The organism is Marisediminicola antarctica, assembly GCF_009930795.1.
Taxonomy (GTDB): domain Bacteria; phylum Actinomycetota; class Actinomycetes; order Actinomycetales; family Microbacteriaceae; genus Marisediminicola; species Marisediminicola antarctica.
On record NZ_CP017146.1, the window covers coordinates 1,390,447 to 1,404,898 of the forward strand.

The window sequence follows — 14,452 nt, forward strand, 5'->3', positions numbered from 1 at the left end:
TGACCGAGTGATATTCGGCAGGCGGAGGGCGCGCGCGGTGACGCCCGCGCGCGGATTCGTCGAGGCTTCTGACGGACGGATGAGGGTCGACGAGGCGGTTCCGGTCGGCGTGCGCATCGCCGGGGCGTGGGCCTGGCGTCTACTTGTGATCGCCGGGGTCATCGCAATCTTCGTGTTTCTCGTCGTGCAGCTGCGACTGATCGTCGTCCCGCTTATGGTCGCCGTACTGCTCGCAGCCCTCCTCGTGCCCTTTGTGACGTTTCTGCAGCGGCACCGCTGGCCCAAATGGCTAGCCATCACCGTCGCCGAGGTGGGAATTCTCGCGATCGTCTCGGCCCTGGTCTACCTTGTTGTCGTTCAGGTCAGGGACGGCTTCCCCGCGCTTCAGGAGCGCACGATCGAGGCCGTCGGTACGTTCCGTGAGTTCCTCCTCACTTCTCCGTTGCAGCTCACCGACTCGCAGCTCACCGACTACCTCGGACAGGCCGTGCAGTCGATCCAAGACAACAGTGCCGTCTTCGTCACGGGGGCGCTCTCGGTCGGGTCCACGGCGGGACACGTGCTGATCGGCATCCTGCTTGTTCTGTTCGCGAACCTCATTTTGCTCATTGACGGCGGGGGAATCTGGGGCTGGGTCGTGAGGCTCTTCCCTCGCAACGCTCGCGCGGCGGTCAACGGCTCCGGGATCGCGGGCTGGACGACCCTCACCCGGTTCGTCCGCGTGCAGGTCTTCGTCGCCGCCGTCGATGCCGTCGGCATCGGCGGCATCGCACTCATCCTGCAGCTGCCGCTCGCGATTCCTATCGCCGTCGCAGTCTTCCTCGGCTCGTTCATCCCCATCGTTGGTGCCGTGCTCACCGGAACCATCGCCGTCTTCATCGCACTCGTCTACCAGGGCCCGGTCATCGCGCTCATCATGCTCGCGGGCGTGCTGCTCGTGCAGCAGATCGAGGGTCACGTGCTGCAGCCGCTCGTGATGGGGGCAGTTGTCAAGGTGCATCCGCTCGCCGTCGTACTCGCGGTGGGGGCTGGCGGGTTCCTCGCCGGCATCCCCGGAGCCCTCTTCGCAGTGCCCATCGTTGCAACGGTGAACACGATGGCGGCGTACGTGTCGAGCGGAGCGTGGAGGGAAACCCCGTACTCTGATCCGAATGCGAAGGATGTCACGCGGAATGCCTGAGAAAACACTGGCCGGCCCCACCCTGGCGGAGATCGAGGCGGCGCGCGAGCGAGTCTCGCGTGTCGCCGAGATCACCCCGATGGAGAGCTCGCGCTACCTCTCTGAGCTGTTGGGCTCGCCTGTGTACCTCAAGTGCGAGAACCTGCAACGCACCGGCTCGTACAAGATTCGCGGGGCGTACAACCGGCTGGCGCAGCTCAGCGCCGACGAGCGTGCGCGCGGCGTCGTCGCGGCATCCGCGGGGAACCACGCCCAAGGCGTCGCCTTCGCCGCCCGCGAGTTGGGCATCGCGGCCACGATCTTCATGCCCGTCGGGGTCGCGCTGCCCAAGCTGCAGGCAACCAGGAGCTATGGAGCCGACGTGATTCTCCGCGGGCACACGGTCGACGAGCCGTTGCGGGCCGCGGCGGAGTTCGCCGAGAGCACCGGGGCGGTGCTGATCCCGCCGTTCGATCACCCGGATGTCGTCGCCGGGCAGGGCACCCTCGGACTCGAGATGCTCGAGCAGGTCGCCGACATCGACACCGTCATCATGCCGATCGGCGGCGGCGGACTCATCTCCGGCGTCGCGAGCGCCCTTAAGCAGGCCGCTGCGCGGGACGGCCGCACGGTGCGCATCATCGGGGTGCAGGCGACGAACGCCGCGGCGTATCCGGTGTCGCTCGCCGCGGGCGAGCCGACCGAGATCGCCTTGCTGCCGACAATCGCCGACGGCATCGCGGTGAGCAAGCCGGGGACGCTGAACTTCGACATCATCAAGGACACCGTCGACGAGGTCGTCACGGTCACCGACGACGACATTGCGCGGGCCCTGCTGGTGCTGCTCGAGCGCGCCAAGCTCGTCGTCGAGCCCGCCGGCGCCGCGGCGGTGGCCGCGATCCTCACTGGTCAGGTGAAGGACCTCGGTCGCACAGTTGTGATCCTCAGCGGCGGCAACATCGACCCGCTCGTGATGGAGCGCATCATCTCCCGCGGCCTCGCCGCATCCGAGCGGTACCTCAAGCTCAAGCTTCTGCTGCCCGACCGCCCCGGCCAGCTGGCGCGCGTCGCCGAACTGATCTCGGAGGCGAACGCGAACGTGGTCGAGGTGCTGCACACGCGACACGGTCGCAATGCGCTGATTAGCGAGGTGGAGCTCGAGCTCAGCGTGGAGACGCGTGGACCGGAGCACGTGCGCGGGGTGATAGATCGCCTGCGCGAGGCGGGCTACGACCCGACGGTCGGGTACTGACCTACGGCTGGTACGGCTCGACCTTGGAGATCACGACAGTGATGTCCTTGCCGGTGGGGGCAGCGTAGACGACGGTGTCGCCGACCTTGTGGCCCAGGATCGCAGCGCCGAGCGGGCTCGCCTCGGAGTAGACGTCGAGTTCACTGCCGCCGTCCACGATCTCGCGGCTGCCGAGCAGGAATTCACTCGGGTCGCCCTGGATCGTCGCCGTCACGACGGTGCCGGACGCGACGACGCCGTTGTTCTGGGGCGCGGCGCCGACCTTCGCGTGCCGCAGGAGCTCGGTGAGCACACGGATGCGTGCCTCGATCTTGCCCTGCTCCTCCTTTGCGGCGTGGTAGCCGCCGTTCTCCTTGAGGTCGCCCTCGCCGCGTGCCTGTTCGATCTTCTTCGCGATGTCGGTGCGACCGTGACCGCTCAGGTGTTCGAGTTCAGCGCTGCGTCGATCGTAGGCTTCCTGGGTCAGCCAAGTCTCGCTTGTTTCAGTGGACATGGGAATACTCCTCGGAGGGGTCGTGCGCCCTGCAGAAGTGGGGCGCGTCAGCAACAAACAAAGAAGACCGGCGTTCCGGCCGGTCTCTCCTGGTAATTGGGGAAGTTTACGTGAGCCAGCAGCGGTAGATCAAGCCCGTGACCGCCAGCTCGGTGGTATTGACAACGCTCGTGACAGACCTCACCCTCACGTCGGATTCCGGTACGTCGACGATCTTCCAGCCGACGATCCCGTGCGTCTGGTTTTGCGCTTGGAGTGCGCAGCTCGCGGAGGTGCCCGGGGGGAGCGCGGCACGGAAGGTGATGCTGACCGATCGGTCGTCGATGACCTTATGGGCGGTATCGACCGCGTCGACCGAGGTGGTCGTGCCATCCAGCCCGCCCCAGACGACCCACGCCGTGAAGACGGCCACGAACGCGGCCGCCGCGGCCCACGCGCCACGCCGATTCCAACGCTTGCGACCGGGCGTACGCCCGTAGCGTTCGTCGATCTCCGCCGTGGTGACGGGCGCGGGGGCGGGGCTGGACAAAAGGTGATCCTCTCGCAGGAAAGCCATCGCGGTGACGATTAGGCTTACCTCTAGGCTAAGTGCTTTTACCTAGGAGTTTCGTGACACGGCGTTTGCTTGCGGTCCATGCCCATCCCGACGACGAATCGAGCAAGGGAGCGGCGACCTACGCGCACTACTCGAGCAACGGTGTCGACGTGATGGTCGTCAGTTGCACCGGCGGCGAGCGGGGTGACATTCAGAATGAGGCGCTCTCTGCGCGGGCCATGGCCGATCGAGACATGGGCGGTCTGCGCCGGTACGAGATGGCCCATGCACAGGAGCTCATCGGCTGCCAGCACCGCTGGCTGGGCTACCACGACTCCGGGCTGCCGGAGGAGGGTGAGACGGTGCCGGCGAACTCGTTCGCGGTCATCCCGCTTGAGTACTCGGCGGCGCCCCTCGTGAAGATCATCAGGGAGTTCCGGCCACAGGTCGTCCACACGTACGACGAGAGCGGCGGATACCCGCATCCGGACCACATCCGCACCCACGAGCTCACGGTGTACGCGATCGAGGCCGCCGCAGACCCGGCCCGCTACCCTGAGGCCGGCGAGCCCTGGACCGTATCGAAGACCTATTACGACCGCATCTTCAACGCCGCCCGGTTGAACGCCGTCTACGACCGGATGCTGGAGACCGAGCCCGGCTCGGAGCGCACGACCCAGATGGCCGAGTTGAGGGAGTGGATGGGTGCGCGCCCCGCGACGGCGACGACCCACATCGACTGCGGCGAGTTCTTCGACACGCGCGACGACGCGCTGCGCGCCCACGCAAGCCAGGTGCCGCCGGACAGCCGCTTTTTCTTTTGGCCCAACGAGCTCCAGCGCGAGGTGTGGCCGTTCGAGGACTACGAGCTCGCCCGATCGCTGGTGGAGACCGCCCTCCCGGAGAGCGACATGTTCGCCGGAATCACCGAGACCGAAGAGGCGCCCGCATGACCCTTACGACTGGGCTACTGATGCTCACGATGCTCACGACGCTCACCGAGAGCGAGCAGTTCGACCCGAATACGGTCACGCCGGGAGTCATCGGCTTCCTGGCTACCTTCGGCCTCGCGCTGATCGTCGTGTTGCTCGCTTTCGACATGGTGCGCCGGGTGCGGCGCACGCGGTACCGCGCTGAGATCGGGGAGCAGCTCGACGCCGAGGAGGCCGAGGCACGGGCGATCGCGCGCGCCTCGGCCGATGGCGACACAGATGAGCCCGTCGACAGCACCACTACGGACGAGCCCGATCTGAACGACCGCCGCTGACTTTCACCATTCAGGAGTAGTGGGGCTGGGCGGCTTTCATCATTCAGGAGTTGTGGGGCTGGGGGGCTTTCATCATTCAGGAGCAGTCGGGTTGCGGACGGCGAGCAAGGAGTGCATTCGGTGTCGGATGCCGCGCCGCACAGCATCCGGCCCGTCTAGCAACCGGTTTTTCGCGGTTTCCGTTGTGCCGATCGAGTGCTCGGGGTCCTCGCTCAGGTCGCTCCTGAATGTTGACGGGTGCTGTTGGCTGTCGCCCCTGAATGTTGACGGCTGCTGTTGGCTGTCACTCCTGAATGATGAAAGGTAGGTGCCCGGCTTACCCGAAGACGGGCGGGTCCGTCGCGACGAGGAAGATGCCCGTCCAGTGGCACAGGAACGCCGCGAGAGTCAGCGTGTGGAAGATCTCGTGGAAGCCGAACTTGCCGGGGAACGGATTGGGCCGCTTGAGGCCGTAGATAACCGCGCCGACGGTGTAGCACAGCCCACCGACGAGGATCAGCGTCATCATCGCCGCGTTCGCCTCGAAGAAGTCGACGATGAAGACGAGCGCGGCGTAGCCGAGAAGCAGGTAGAGCGGCACGTAGAGCCAGCGTGGGGCCCCGATCCAGAAGACCCGGAACAGGATGCCGAGGCCAGCGCCGCTCCAGACGAGCCACAGCAGCAGCGTCGACTTCTCGGGCGGAAGCGCGAGCACCGTGATGGGCGTGTATGAGCCGGCGATCAGCAGGAAGATGTTCGCGTGGTCCATGCGCTTGAGCACGCGCCTGGTCGTGTCGCTCCAGTCGAACCGGTGGTAGAGGGCGGAGACACCGAACAGCAGCAACGATGACGCCACGAACACCGATGAGCTGACCTTCGCTGCGGTGCCCTCGGCGAGGGTGATGAGCACGATGCCGAGCACGATCGCGATCGGGAAGGTGCCGGCATGTATCCAGCCCCGCCAGGTCGGCTTGCGGTCGGCGATATCGATCGCGTCGTCGAGCAGTGGAAGGTTCGGAAGGTCAGCGCCCGGTTCGTGCTCAACGCTGACGTCGTCTGTTGGCCCCGTCATGGGGCAAGTTTAGATCGCCCCGGATGCGCGCAGCGCCGGTCGCGCCCCCGTTCGGGTCCAATCCGGCGCCGGTGGGCTAGCGTAGTGACGTGCGTAATCGGGAAGTACCTCTCGGGCGGGGCATCCTCTACGGCCTGTACCAGAGCCGGATTCGACGTTGGTTGGGTAGCCAGCAACTGCCTCGGCACATCGCGATGATCATCGACGGCAACCGGCGCTGGGCGAAGCAGCGATACCTCGAGACCGCGGCGCACGGCCACCGGGCTGGCGCAGAAAAGATGCGTGAATTTCTCATCTGGTGCGACGACCTCGACATCGAGGTTGCCACCCTGTACCTGCTCTCGACCGACAACCTCACCGGCCGCGGGTCGCAGGAGCTCGCGGAGCTGTTCCAGATCATCGGCGACCTCGCCGACGACCTCTCCCACTATCGCGACTGGCGGGTGCAGCACGTCGGCTGCGACGAGGGACTGCCCGAGCACCCCATCGCGACGCTCACGGACGCAGAGGAACGCACCAAGTCCAATACGGGGCTGCACATCAACCTCGCCGTCGGGTATGGCGGTCGCGCCGAGATCGCCGAGGCGATGCGCAGCATCGTCCGCACGCACGAGAGCGAGGGTGGTGCGCTCGAGACCCTCGCCGAGATCCTCACCCCGGAGTTGATCGCGGAGCACCTCTACACCGGCGGGCAGCCCGATCCCGACCTCGTGATCCGTACCTCCGGCGAGCAGCGACTCAGTGACTTCATGCTCTGGCAAAGCGCCCATAGCGAGTTCTACTTCGTGGAGGCGCTCGGCCCCGACCTGCGCGAGGTCGACTTCCTGCGTGCCGTACGCGACTACGCGAGGCGGCACCGCCGCTTCGGCAGCTGAGCGCGCCGTGAGCATCGACGACTTCGTCGCCGGATTCGGGGAGGAGCCCGGATACCTCGACTTCGCCCGCGTCGGACCGCTCGGCCGCGCCGTGCTCGAGGAGCAGCGCGGTCTGGGCGAGCAGCTCGGACGGGCGCGGTTCGGCAGCCTGGACCGCCTCGACCGGCAGGATGCGCGGGTACGTGAGGCCGTCGCCGGTCTGCTGCGCTTCCGGCCGGACCAGGTCGTGTTCCAGCCGAACACGAGCTCGGGCCTCATGCACGCGATGTTCGGCATCACGGGTGGCATCGCGATGTCGCCCGCCGAGTATCCGAGCCTGACCTTCGCCGCGGCGCGGGCTGCCGAGACACTCGGCGTGCTGAAGCCGATCTGGCTCGAGACCGAGTACGGCAAGGTGACCCCCGGCATGATCCGCGACCAGCTCACGCCGGCCTGCGCCGCCGTTGCCGTGAGCCTCGTGGACTTCCGCACCGGCTTTCTCGCCGACCTCGACGGAATCCGCCAGGTAATCGGCGACAGGCTGCTCATCGTCGATGCCGTCCAGGCCTTCGGAGTCGTGGATGCTCCGTGGGAGGTCGCCGACGTGATCGTCTCGGGAGGCCAGAAGTGGGTGCGGGCGGGCTGGGGCACTGGATTCCTCGCGCTCAGCGACCGCGCCGCCGAGCGTCTTACGCCCGTCTTCTCCAGCGTCTCCGGGGCAATTGCGATCGGCGACGAGCTGCCCCTCGACGAGGTACTTCGGCCGCTCGCCGGCACGGCGGCCTTCAGTGTGGGCGACCCGAGCCCCATCGCGCAGGCGATGTTCGCTACTGCACTCGAGGACATCGAGCAGGTCGGAGTCGAGGCCATCCATGACAACGTCGCCGAGAAGGTGTCGAGCATGATCGAGCTCGCCGACGAATTCGGCATCCCGATCGCGTCCCCGCGGGAACCAAGCGAGCGCGCCGGGATCGTCGTCCTCGACCCGCCGGCTGATCGGCTCACGACCCTCACCGCCTCGCTCTACAACCACGGAGTGACGGCGACGACCCGTGGTGGCCGGGTGCGGCTCAGCGCCCACGTCACCACCACTGACGAGACGTTCGCGATGCTCAGGGCTGCGTTCATCAGCCATCGCGCCGCGACCACGTAGCCGGTCCGTCGCGAGTTGTTCACGTGGGCGTAATCTTGGGGTGGCGTGTCGCCGGGGTTGTTTCCAGCGGCTCGACGTAGTTTCATATTTATCAGGTATGGCGCCTGATCGAGACGGCCACGAAAGTTCGTTTCGCAACACAAAATGGCCGTCTGTGCGACAGTATCCGAGTGCCAGCCACTCGGGAATGGAGTGCAAGTGCCCACGGTAAACCGCCCGAACCAGAAGTCCGGCCACGAATCCGCGACACAGAAGACCAGCACCGCCGAACGGACGTATGTTCTTGATACGTCCGTTTTGTTGTCTGATCCCAAGGCGGTGTTCCGGTTTGCGGAACACGCCGTCGTGCTGCCGGTCATCGTGATTTCGGAACTCGAGTCCAAGCGCAACGATCCTGAGATCGGCTATTTCGCGAGGCAGGCGCTCCGCAATCTCGACGAGCTGCGCATCAAGCACGAGCGGCTCGACTTTCCGATCGCCGTCGGGGAAGACGGCGGATCGCTCCGGGTCGAGCTGAACCATTCGAACATGTCGGTGCTGCCGTCCGGGCTCCAGCTCGGCGACAACGATTCGCGAATCCTCGCCGTCGCACTCAACCTTGCCAACGACGGCTTCGCCGTCACCGTCGTCTCGAAGGACCTGCCGCTGCGCGTGAAGGCCGCGTCGATCGGCCTCGCCGCGGAGGAGTACCGTGCGGAGCTCGCCGTCGACTCCGGCTGGGTCGGAACCGACGAGATCACGCTCGGCTCCGAGCAGCTCGCCCGCCTGTACGAGGAGGAGAGGCTGTCGACGCGGGTCGTCGCCGACCTCCCCATCAACACCGGCCTCGTCATTCACTCCGACCGCGGATCGGCCCTGGGTCGCGTCACCGCGCGCGGCGAGCTGCGGCTCGTGCGCGGCGACCGCGACGTGTTCGGACTCCACGGCCGCTCGGCCGAGCAGCGCTTAGCGATCGACATGCTGCTCGACCCCGAGATCGGGATCGTGTCGCTCGGCGGTCGGGCCGGCACAGGCAAGTCGGCCCTCGCCCTGTGCGCGGGGCTCGAGGCCGTGCTCGAGAAGCAGCAGCACCGCAAGATCATGGTCTTCCGGCCGCTGTACGCCGTAGGCGGGCAGGAGCTCGGGTTCCTTCCCGGTGACGCCTCCGAGAAGATGAATCCGTGGGCGCAGGCCGTCTTCGACACGCTCGGCTCTGTCGTCTCGGCGAACGTGCTCGAGGAGGTGATCGCCCGCGGGATGCTTGAGGTGCTGCCGCTCACGCACATCCGCGGCCGCTCCCTGCACGACGCCTTCGTGATCGTCGACGAGGCCCAGTCACTCGAGCGCAACGTGCTGCTCACCGTTCTCAGCCGCATCGGGCAGAACTCCCGCGTCGTGCTCACCCACGATGTCGCCCAGCGTGACAACCTGCGCGTCGGACGCCACGACGGGGTCGCCTCGGTGATCGAGACACTCAAAGGACATGCGCTGTTCGGGCACATCACGCTCATGCGTTCTGAGCGTTCAGCGATCGCCGCACTGGTGACCGAGATGCTCGAATCGAACGAATTGGCGTAACGGGGAGCCTGCGGTCGCTGGCCCGCGGAGGGACGACATAGGGTCGAGAGGTGAACACTTTCCTGATCTCGGTTTCCGGGGTTCTCGGACTGTTCTTCTTCTGGGGTCTCGTCTCTCCGCGCAGCCAGTGGCACGTGCTCGTCGGGTGGACAAGAGCCGATCCGCGAAGCAGCGAGCCCGGTTCGGCTGCCTACGCGACCACGAGGTTCGTGTCGCTGCTCGGGCTCCTGTCGGTTCTCGCCATCGCCGTGAGCTGGGGCGTCGGGGTCATCTCGTTCGACGAGGACGGGGATGAGGCGGTTCGGCAGCCGTCGGTGGCCGAGCGGGTGTGGGGTTCCCCCCGCCCCTATATCGTCGACCGGGTGTTCACCCCGTTGGCGGCGCCGCCCGAGGGCCTCGTCGAGCAGCAGGTCACCGGGTATCAGAGGGTGCGTGGCTACGAGCGGAGCCCGAACTATCTCTTCGCCGCAGGCAAGATCCGCGCCGCTGGGCTCGCGACCGAGCCCGGATTCCTCGGGGTCGTCCCACTGCCGGGCACCGTGGCGCTCGGCATGGCGGACCTTGTCGTGCACGTGCGCGGTGACAGTCGCTGTATTCCGCAGCAGGTGGTCGTGACCCCCGTCGACGACGCGGTGCAGGTCGGCGTCTTCTTCGGCCTGCCGAATCCGGCGGATGGCTCCAACGCTGACAACCTCGGGGAATGCGATCCCGCGCCGGCGGCATCCGACACGCGCGGGTTCATAATTCCCATCGACCTCGTCGAGCCGCTCGGCGACCGGGTCGTGCAGACCCTCGCGGTCGAGCCGATTGCGCTCGTGCCGCTGCCCGCGCGGTAGCCGGGACGGATGCTCGCGGGCCAGGCAGTGCCGCCCGCGCCGCTGGCGCTGGCCGCGCCTACTGTGCTGCCGGAGGCCGCGTCATTGAAAGCACGTCCAGTGCGGTGTCGAGCTGGTCGAGAGTGACCTCGCCGCGGTCGACGAAGCCGAGGTCGATGACTGATTCGCGCACCGTGATGCTCTTCGCGACGGCGTTCTTCGCGACCTTCGCGGCGGCCTCGTAGCCAATCACGCGGTTCAGCGGGGTGACGATCGCGGGGGAGGACTCGGCCAGGGCGCGGGCGCGGTCGAGGTTCGCGGTGAGCCCGTCGACGGTTTTGTCGGCGAGGGCGCGGGTCGAGTTAGACAGCAGCCGAACAGACTCGAGCAGAGACGTTCCCATTACAGGGATCGCGACGTTGAGTTCGAACGATCCGGATGCTCCGGCCCACGCGATGGTCGCGTCGTTGCCGATCACCCGTGCGGCGACCATGAGCACAGCCTCCGGGATGACCGGGTTGACCTTGCCGGGCATGATCGAGGAGCCGGGCTGCAGGTCGGGGATGTGCAGCTCGCCGAGTCCCGCGTTCGGGCCGGAGCCCATCCAGCGCAGGTCGTTGCAGATCTTGGTGAGGCTCACGGCGATGACGCGCAGCGCGCCGGATGCCTCGACGAGGCCGTCGCGGGCCCCTTGCGCCTCGAAGTGGTCCAGTGCCTCGGTCACGGGCAGTCCGGAGTCCTCGGCGAGGGCGGCGATGACCCGCTGGGAGAATCCGGCCGGGGTATTGATGCCGGTGCCGACGGCGGTTCCGCCGAGCGGGACCTCGGCGACCCGCCCGATCGTGGAGGTGACGCGCTCGATTCCGAGACGAATCTGCCGGGCGTAGCCCGCGAACTCCTGCCCGAGGGTGACCGGGGTGGCGTCCATGAGGTGGGTGCGGCCGGCCTTGACGGCGCTCTTCCACAGCTCGGCCTTGGTCTCGAGGGAGGAGGCAAGGTGGTCGAGCGCCGGGATCAGGTCGTGCAGAAGCGCACCGGTGACGGCGACGTGCACCGAGGTGGGGAACACATCGTTGGACGACTGCGAGGCGTTCACATGATCGTTCGGGTGCACGGGCGAGCCGAGCAGTCCGGTCGCGAGCGTCGCGAGCACCTCGTTCATGTTCATGTTCGAGGAGGTGCCGCTGCCGGTCTGGTACGTGTCGACCGGGAACTGCTCGTGGTGCTCGCCAGCGATCAGACGGTCGGCGGCGGCAGCGATGGCGTCGGCGATGGTGGGGTCGAGGATCCCGAGTTCTTTGTTGACGATCGCGGCGGCGCGCTTGATGCGGGCGAGGGCGACGATCTGCGCTGGCTCGAGACCGGATCCGGAGATCGGGAAGTTCTCGACCGCGCGCTGGGTCTGTGCCCCGTACAGCGCGGCGATCGGCACGAGGACCTCGCCCATTGTGTCGTGCTCCACGCGGAATTCGTCGCCCTGCTGAGTCTGGGTGGTGTGGCTCATGTGTGTGCGCCTTCCTGGCTGCTGATGGTGAGATTGCCGACATGGATGTCGGGGACCGCGCGACCCTCGAGAAGGCGGTAGTTCGCGCCGATGATGGCGAGGGTTCCGGCGGCGATCGCGTCGCTGATGAGTTCGGACGCGTCGAGCAGCTCGGAGATCGTGTCGCGCAGGTGCTCCCGTCCGACCTCGAAGGGGTCGGCGCGCTGCGGCTCGATCGCGAGCCCGGCGGTGAGCGCGACGCGGCGCACGGCCGGCACGATCTTCGAGATCAGCTTGGCGATGTGCGGGGGGAGCGGTGCGGCATCCGCGGCCTGCGAGGCGATTGCGGCGTGCACCGCCCCGCATTCGTCATGGCCGAGGACGACGATGAGGGGAACGTGCAGCACGCCGACCGCGTACTCGAGCGAGCCGACCACCGACTCGGAAATGATCTGGCCGGCGTTGCGCACGACGAACAGGTCGCCGATTCCCTTGTCGAAGATGATCTCGGCGGCGAGACGGGAGTCGCTGCAGCCGAACAGCGCGGCATCCGGCTCCTGCTTGCTGGCGAGGGATTCCCGACGCTCGACGTCCTGGCGCGGATGCTTGGGCTCGCCGGCGATGAACCGAGCGTTCCCGCGGACCATTTCGTTCCACGTCGTCGCGGGCGTCCGCGACGGGTCTCTCACTCGGCCGACCCGTCGAGGTCAGCACTGAGAGCTGTCGCGAGGGCGAGGAACTCGGCCGTTTCCGCGGTGCCGTAGAGCGCGAAGCTGCTCGATCCGGTCGACGTGGACATCGCGTAGGCGAGGTTGCCCGGATCCCGGCTGTCGCGGTTGTCGTACACGGCCCATTCGAGGCCATCGATCACTTCGGTGCCCGTTGGGCTGAGCTTGTCGAGCCGGTTGGCGAGCCAGGTGGGGTTGGCGTCGATGCCCTGGCGCAGGGCAATGAACTGCTCAGCAGGGGTGATGAAGCCGATCGACCAGGTCGTGATGTCGTCGGTGCCGGTGTCGAGCGTGGCCGCGTTCGCCGTCCACTCGGGCGGCAGTGTCGGGCTCGCGAGTGGTTCGCCGACTCCCGGCTGCTCCCGGGCGGCGACGGAGGCGTAGTCGATGGCGGCGCGGGGCGGCTGCGTGGGACGAACGACGACGAGAACCAGCACCAGCACGATTGCGAGGGAGGCGGCGAGCGCCAGCACCAGATTGATGGCGGTCTGGTTTGCCCGGTGCTTGCGCGAGTTCTCCGCCTTGCGTGCGGCGGTCTCCTCCGGGGTCTCCGGTCTGCCGAGCTCGGCGACGATGCGCGGTTCCTTGGCCATCTGGTTACTCGACCCCGGTCTTGCGTGCGGCGTCGAGCCTGGCCTTAGCGCCGAGCAGCCACTCTTCGCAGCGCCTGGTGAGCGCCTCGCCGCGTTCCCACAGGGCGAGGGACTCCTCGAGGGTCGCGGCACCCTGCTCGAGCTCGGTCACGACGGCGATGAGCTCGTCGCGGGCCTGCTCGTAGCTCAACTCGGCGGTATCGATGGGGGAGGCAGTCACAGTTCGAGTCTACCGAGCGGTCCGCGGCATCGCGGCTTCGTCGTCGGCCGTTGTGGGAAGCGATCCATCGGCCAGCCGCAACAGGAGCTTCGTGCCGGGCGCGGCGTCGCCGGCGTGGCGCAGCACCGCCCCGCCAGGAAGCTGGGCGATGGCGTAGCCGCGGTCGAGGGTGCGTTGCGGCGACAGCGACCGCAGATGCGACCGGAGGTCGTCGAGTCTCTCCGCGGCGCGTTCAAGTCTCAGCTCGATGAGCTCGGTGCTGCGCCCGACGTAGCGGGAGAGCTCCTCCGCGCGGGAATCGATGAGCGAGACGGGGGAGGCGAGCACCGGGCGGCTGCGGACCTGCTCGAGCCGGTCGATCTCCCGCGAGAGCAGGCTCGTCATCCGCATACCGATGCGTGCGCGCACCTGCTGCACCTTGTTCAGCTCCTCGGCGACGTCGGGGACGACCCTCTTCGCCGCATCGGTGGGGGTGGATGCCCGCAGGTCGGCGACGTCGTCGAGCAGTGGGCGGTCGGCCTCGTGCCCGATCGCGCTCACGATCGGCGTCGAGCAGGCCGCGGCGGTGCGCACGAGGGTCTCGTCGCTGAAGACGAGGAGGTTCTGGAAGTCGCCGCCGCCGCGCGCGATGATGATCACGTCGACGAGCGGGTCGGCGTCGAGCTCGCGGATCGCCGCCGTCACTTCAGCCACGGCCCGGTCGCCCTGCACAGCCGTGTTGGCGACACGGAACTCGACTGACGGCCAGCGCAACTGCGCGTTGCGCAGTACATCTTTTTCGGCATCCGAGTCCCGCCCGGTGATCAGCCCGATGCGGTGCGGGAGGAACGGCAGCGGCCGCTTGCGGGACGGGTCGAACAGCCCCTCGGCCCGCAGCGTCTGCCGCAGCCGTTCGAGCCGTTCGAGCAGGTCGCCGAGTCCGACGTGGCGCATCTCGAACACCTGCATCGTGAGCGTGCCGCCCTTGACCCAGTAGTTCGGCTTGACGAGGGCGACGACCCGGTCGCCCTGTTTCAGATCGGCGGGGATCTTGGCCTTTACCGACGACCACACGGTGAACCCGACGGTCGCGTCGACGCTGAGGTCTTTGAGCTTGCCGTAGACGTTGCCGCCGGAGAGACCCCACTGGGTGATCTCGCCCTCGACCCAGACGGTGCCGAGCCGGTCGATCCAGCCCTTGATCTTGGTGGAGAGCACCGCGACGGGCCATGGCGCGTCGATCGTCGCCGGACCGTGCACTATCGTCATGCCGCGCCTTCCCTCGTGCGGTGTGCCTGGCGGCCAGCCGCCTG

The 14,452-nt window shown here is 67.4% G+C and carries 16 protein-coding genes; 8 read left to right on the plus strand and 8 right to left on the minus strand.

Translation table 11 applies throughout. From position 1 onward, the window contains the following. Positions 1 to 7 precede the first annotated feature (7 nt). Both BHD05_RS06620 and ilvA read left to right on the plus strand, forming a co-directional pair. Positions 8 to 1,180 (plus strand): AI-2E family transporter, encoded by a 1,173-nt coding sequence (locus BHD05_RS06620; protein WP_236966688.1) that lies wholly within the window; start codon positions 8 to 10, stop codon positions 1,178 to 1,180. Continuing rightward, positions 1,173 to 2,411: a threonine ammonia-lyase gene (gene ilvA, locus BHD05_RS06625; RefSeq protein WP_202614309.1), complete on the plus strand. Its 1,239-nt coding sequence runs from the start codon at positions 1,173 to 1,175 to the stop codon at positions 2,409 to 2,411. Before BHD05_RS06620 ends, ilvA begins: the two co-directional genes overlap by 8 nt. Before the next feature lies 1 nt (position 2,412). Here ilvA and greA read toward each other — a convergent pair whose 3' ends face one another. After that, positions 2,413 to 2,904 carry a transcription elongation factor GreA gene (gene greA / locus BHD05_RS06630; RefSeq protein WP_161885726.1) on the minus strand — a complete coding sequence of 164 codons (492 nt, stop codon included), beginning with the start codon at positions 2,902 to 2,904 and terminating at the stop codon, positions 2,413 to 2,415. A 106-nt stretch (positions 2,905 to 3,010) separates the two neighbouring features. Continuing rightward, positions 3,011 to 3,433 carry a DUF4307 domain-containing protein gene (locus BHD05_RS06635; RefSeq protein ID WP_236966689.1) on the minus strand — a complete coding sequence of 141 codons (423 nt, stop codon included), beginning with the start codon at positions 3,431 to 3,433 and terminating at the stop codon, positions 3,011 to 3,013. Positions 3,434 to 3,513: 80 nt separating this feature from the next. On the opposite strand from BHD05_RS06635, the gene mca reads away from it, so the two are divergent. Next, the gene (mca, locus tag BHD05_RS06640; RefSeq protein WP_161885728.1) at positions 3,514 to 4,392 is read left to right on the plus strand and encodes a mycothiol conjugate amidase Mca; all 879 of its coding nucleotides are present in this window, start codon (positions 3,514 to 3,516) and stop codon (positions 4,390 to 4,392) included. Continuing rightward, positions 4,389 to 4,706: a hypothetical protein gene (locus BHD05_RS15690; protein ID WP_202614310.1), complete on the plus strand. Its 318-nt coding sequence runs from the start codon at positions 4,389 to 4,391 to the stop codon at positions 4,704 to 4,706. Before mca ends, BHD05_RS15690 begins: the two co-directional genes overlap by 4 nt. Before the next feature lie 316 nt (positions 4,707 to 5,022). Here the strand turns inward: BHD05_RS15690 and trhA are convergent, their stop codons facing one another. Beyond that, the gene (gene trhA, locus BHD05_RS06645) at positions 5,023 to 5,757 is read right to left on the minus strand and encodes a PAQR family membrane homeostasis protein TrhA (RefSeq protein WP_161885729.1); all 735 of its coding nucleotides are present in this window, start codon (positions 5,755 to 5,757) and stop codon (positions 5,023 to 5,025) included. An 89-nt stretch (positions 5,758 to 5,846) separates the two neighbouring features. On the opposite strand from trhA, the gene BHD05_RS06650 reads away from it, so the two are divergent. From BHD05_RS06650 to BHD05_RS06665, 4 genes are all read left to right on the plus strand, one after another. Beyond that, complete coding sequence (locus BHD05_RS06650; RefSeq protein ID WP_161885730.1) at positions 5,847 to 6,632, plus strand: isoprenyl transferase; 786 nt, start codon at positions 5,847 to 5,849, stop codon at positions 6,630 to 6,632. After that, positions 6,586 to 7,764 (plus strand): aminotransferase class V-fold PLP-dependent enzyme, encoded by a 1,179-nt coding sequence (locus BHD05_RS06655; RefSeq protein WP_236966690.1) that lies wholly within the window; start codon positions 6,586 to 6,588, stop codon positions 7,762 to 7,764. Before BHD05_RS06650 ends, BHD05_RS06655 begins: the two co-directional genes overlap by 47 nt. A gap of 198 nt (positions 7,765 to 7,962) precedes the next feature. Beyond that, positions 7,963 to 9,321: a PhoH family protein gene (locus BHD05_RS06660; RefSeq protein ID WP_236966691.1), complete on the plus strand. Its 1,359-nt coding sequence runs from the start codon at positions 7,963 to 7,965 to the stop codon at positions 9,319 to 9,321. Between the two features lie 50 nt (positions 9,322 to 9,371). Continuing rightward, positions 9,372 to 10,157: a DUF6199 family natural product biosynthesis protein gene (locus BHD05_RS06665; RefSeq protein WP_161885732.1), complete on the plus strand. Its 786-nt coding sequence runs from the start codon at positions 9,372 to 9,374 to the stop codon at positions 10,155 to 10,157. 58 nt (positions 10,158 to 10,215) lie between these two features. On the opposite strand, the gene BHD05_RS06670 is transcribed toward BHD05_RS06665, so the two are convergent. Genes BHD05_RS06670 through xseA form a run of 5 tightly spaced genes read right to left on the minus strand, consistent with a single transcriptional unit; the run spans position 10,216 to position 14,408 of the window. Continuing rightward, positions 10,216 to 11,640, minus strand: coding sequence for a class II fumarate hydratase (locus BHD05_RS06670; protein ID WP_161885733.1), 1,425 nt, complete (start codon positions 11,638 to 11,640; stop codon positions 10,216 to 10,218). After that, positions 11,637 to 12,266, minus strand: coding sequence for a carbonic anhydrase (locus tag BHD05_RS06675; RefSeq protein WP_161885734.1), 630 nt, complete (start codon positions 12,264 to 12,266; stop codon positions 11,637 to 11,639). Before BHD05_RS06675 ends, BHD05_RS06670 begins: the two co-directional genes overlap by 4 nt. A gap of 38 nt (positions 12,267 to 12,304) precedes the next feature. Next, a complete protein-coding gene (locus tag BHD05_RS06680) occupies positions 12,305 to 12,940 on the minus strand; it encodes a DUF4245 domain-containing protein (protein ID WP_161885735.1) in 636 nt (211 codons plus the stop codon). Between the two features lie 4 nt (positions 12,941 to 12,944). Continuing rightward, positions 12,945 to 13,160, minus strand: a complete 216-nt coding sequence (locus tag BHD05_RS06685; RefSeq protein WP_161885736.1) for an exodeoxyribonuclease VII small subunit — start codon at positions 13,158 to 13,160, stop codon at positions 12,945 to 12,947. A gap of 9 nt (positions 13,161 to 13,169) precedes the next feature. Beyond that, the gene (xseA, locus tag BHD05_RS06690) at positions 13,170 to 14,408 is read right to left on the minus strand and encodes an exodeoxyribonuclease VII large subunit (protein ID WP_161885737.1); all 1,239 of its coding nucleotides are present in this window, start codon (positions 14,406 to 14,408) and stop codon (positions 13,170 to 13,172) included. Positions 14,409 to 14,452: the final 44 nt, after the last annotated feature.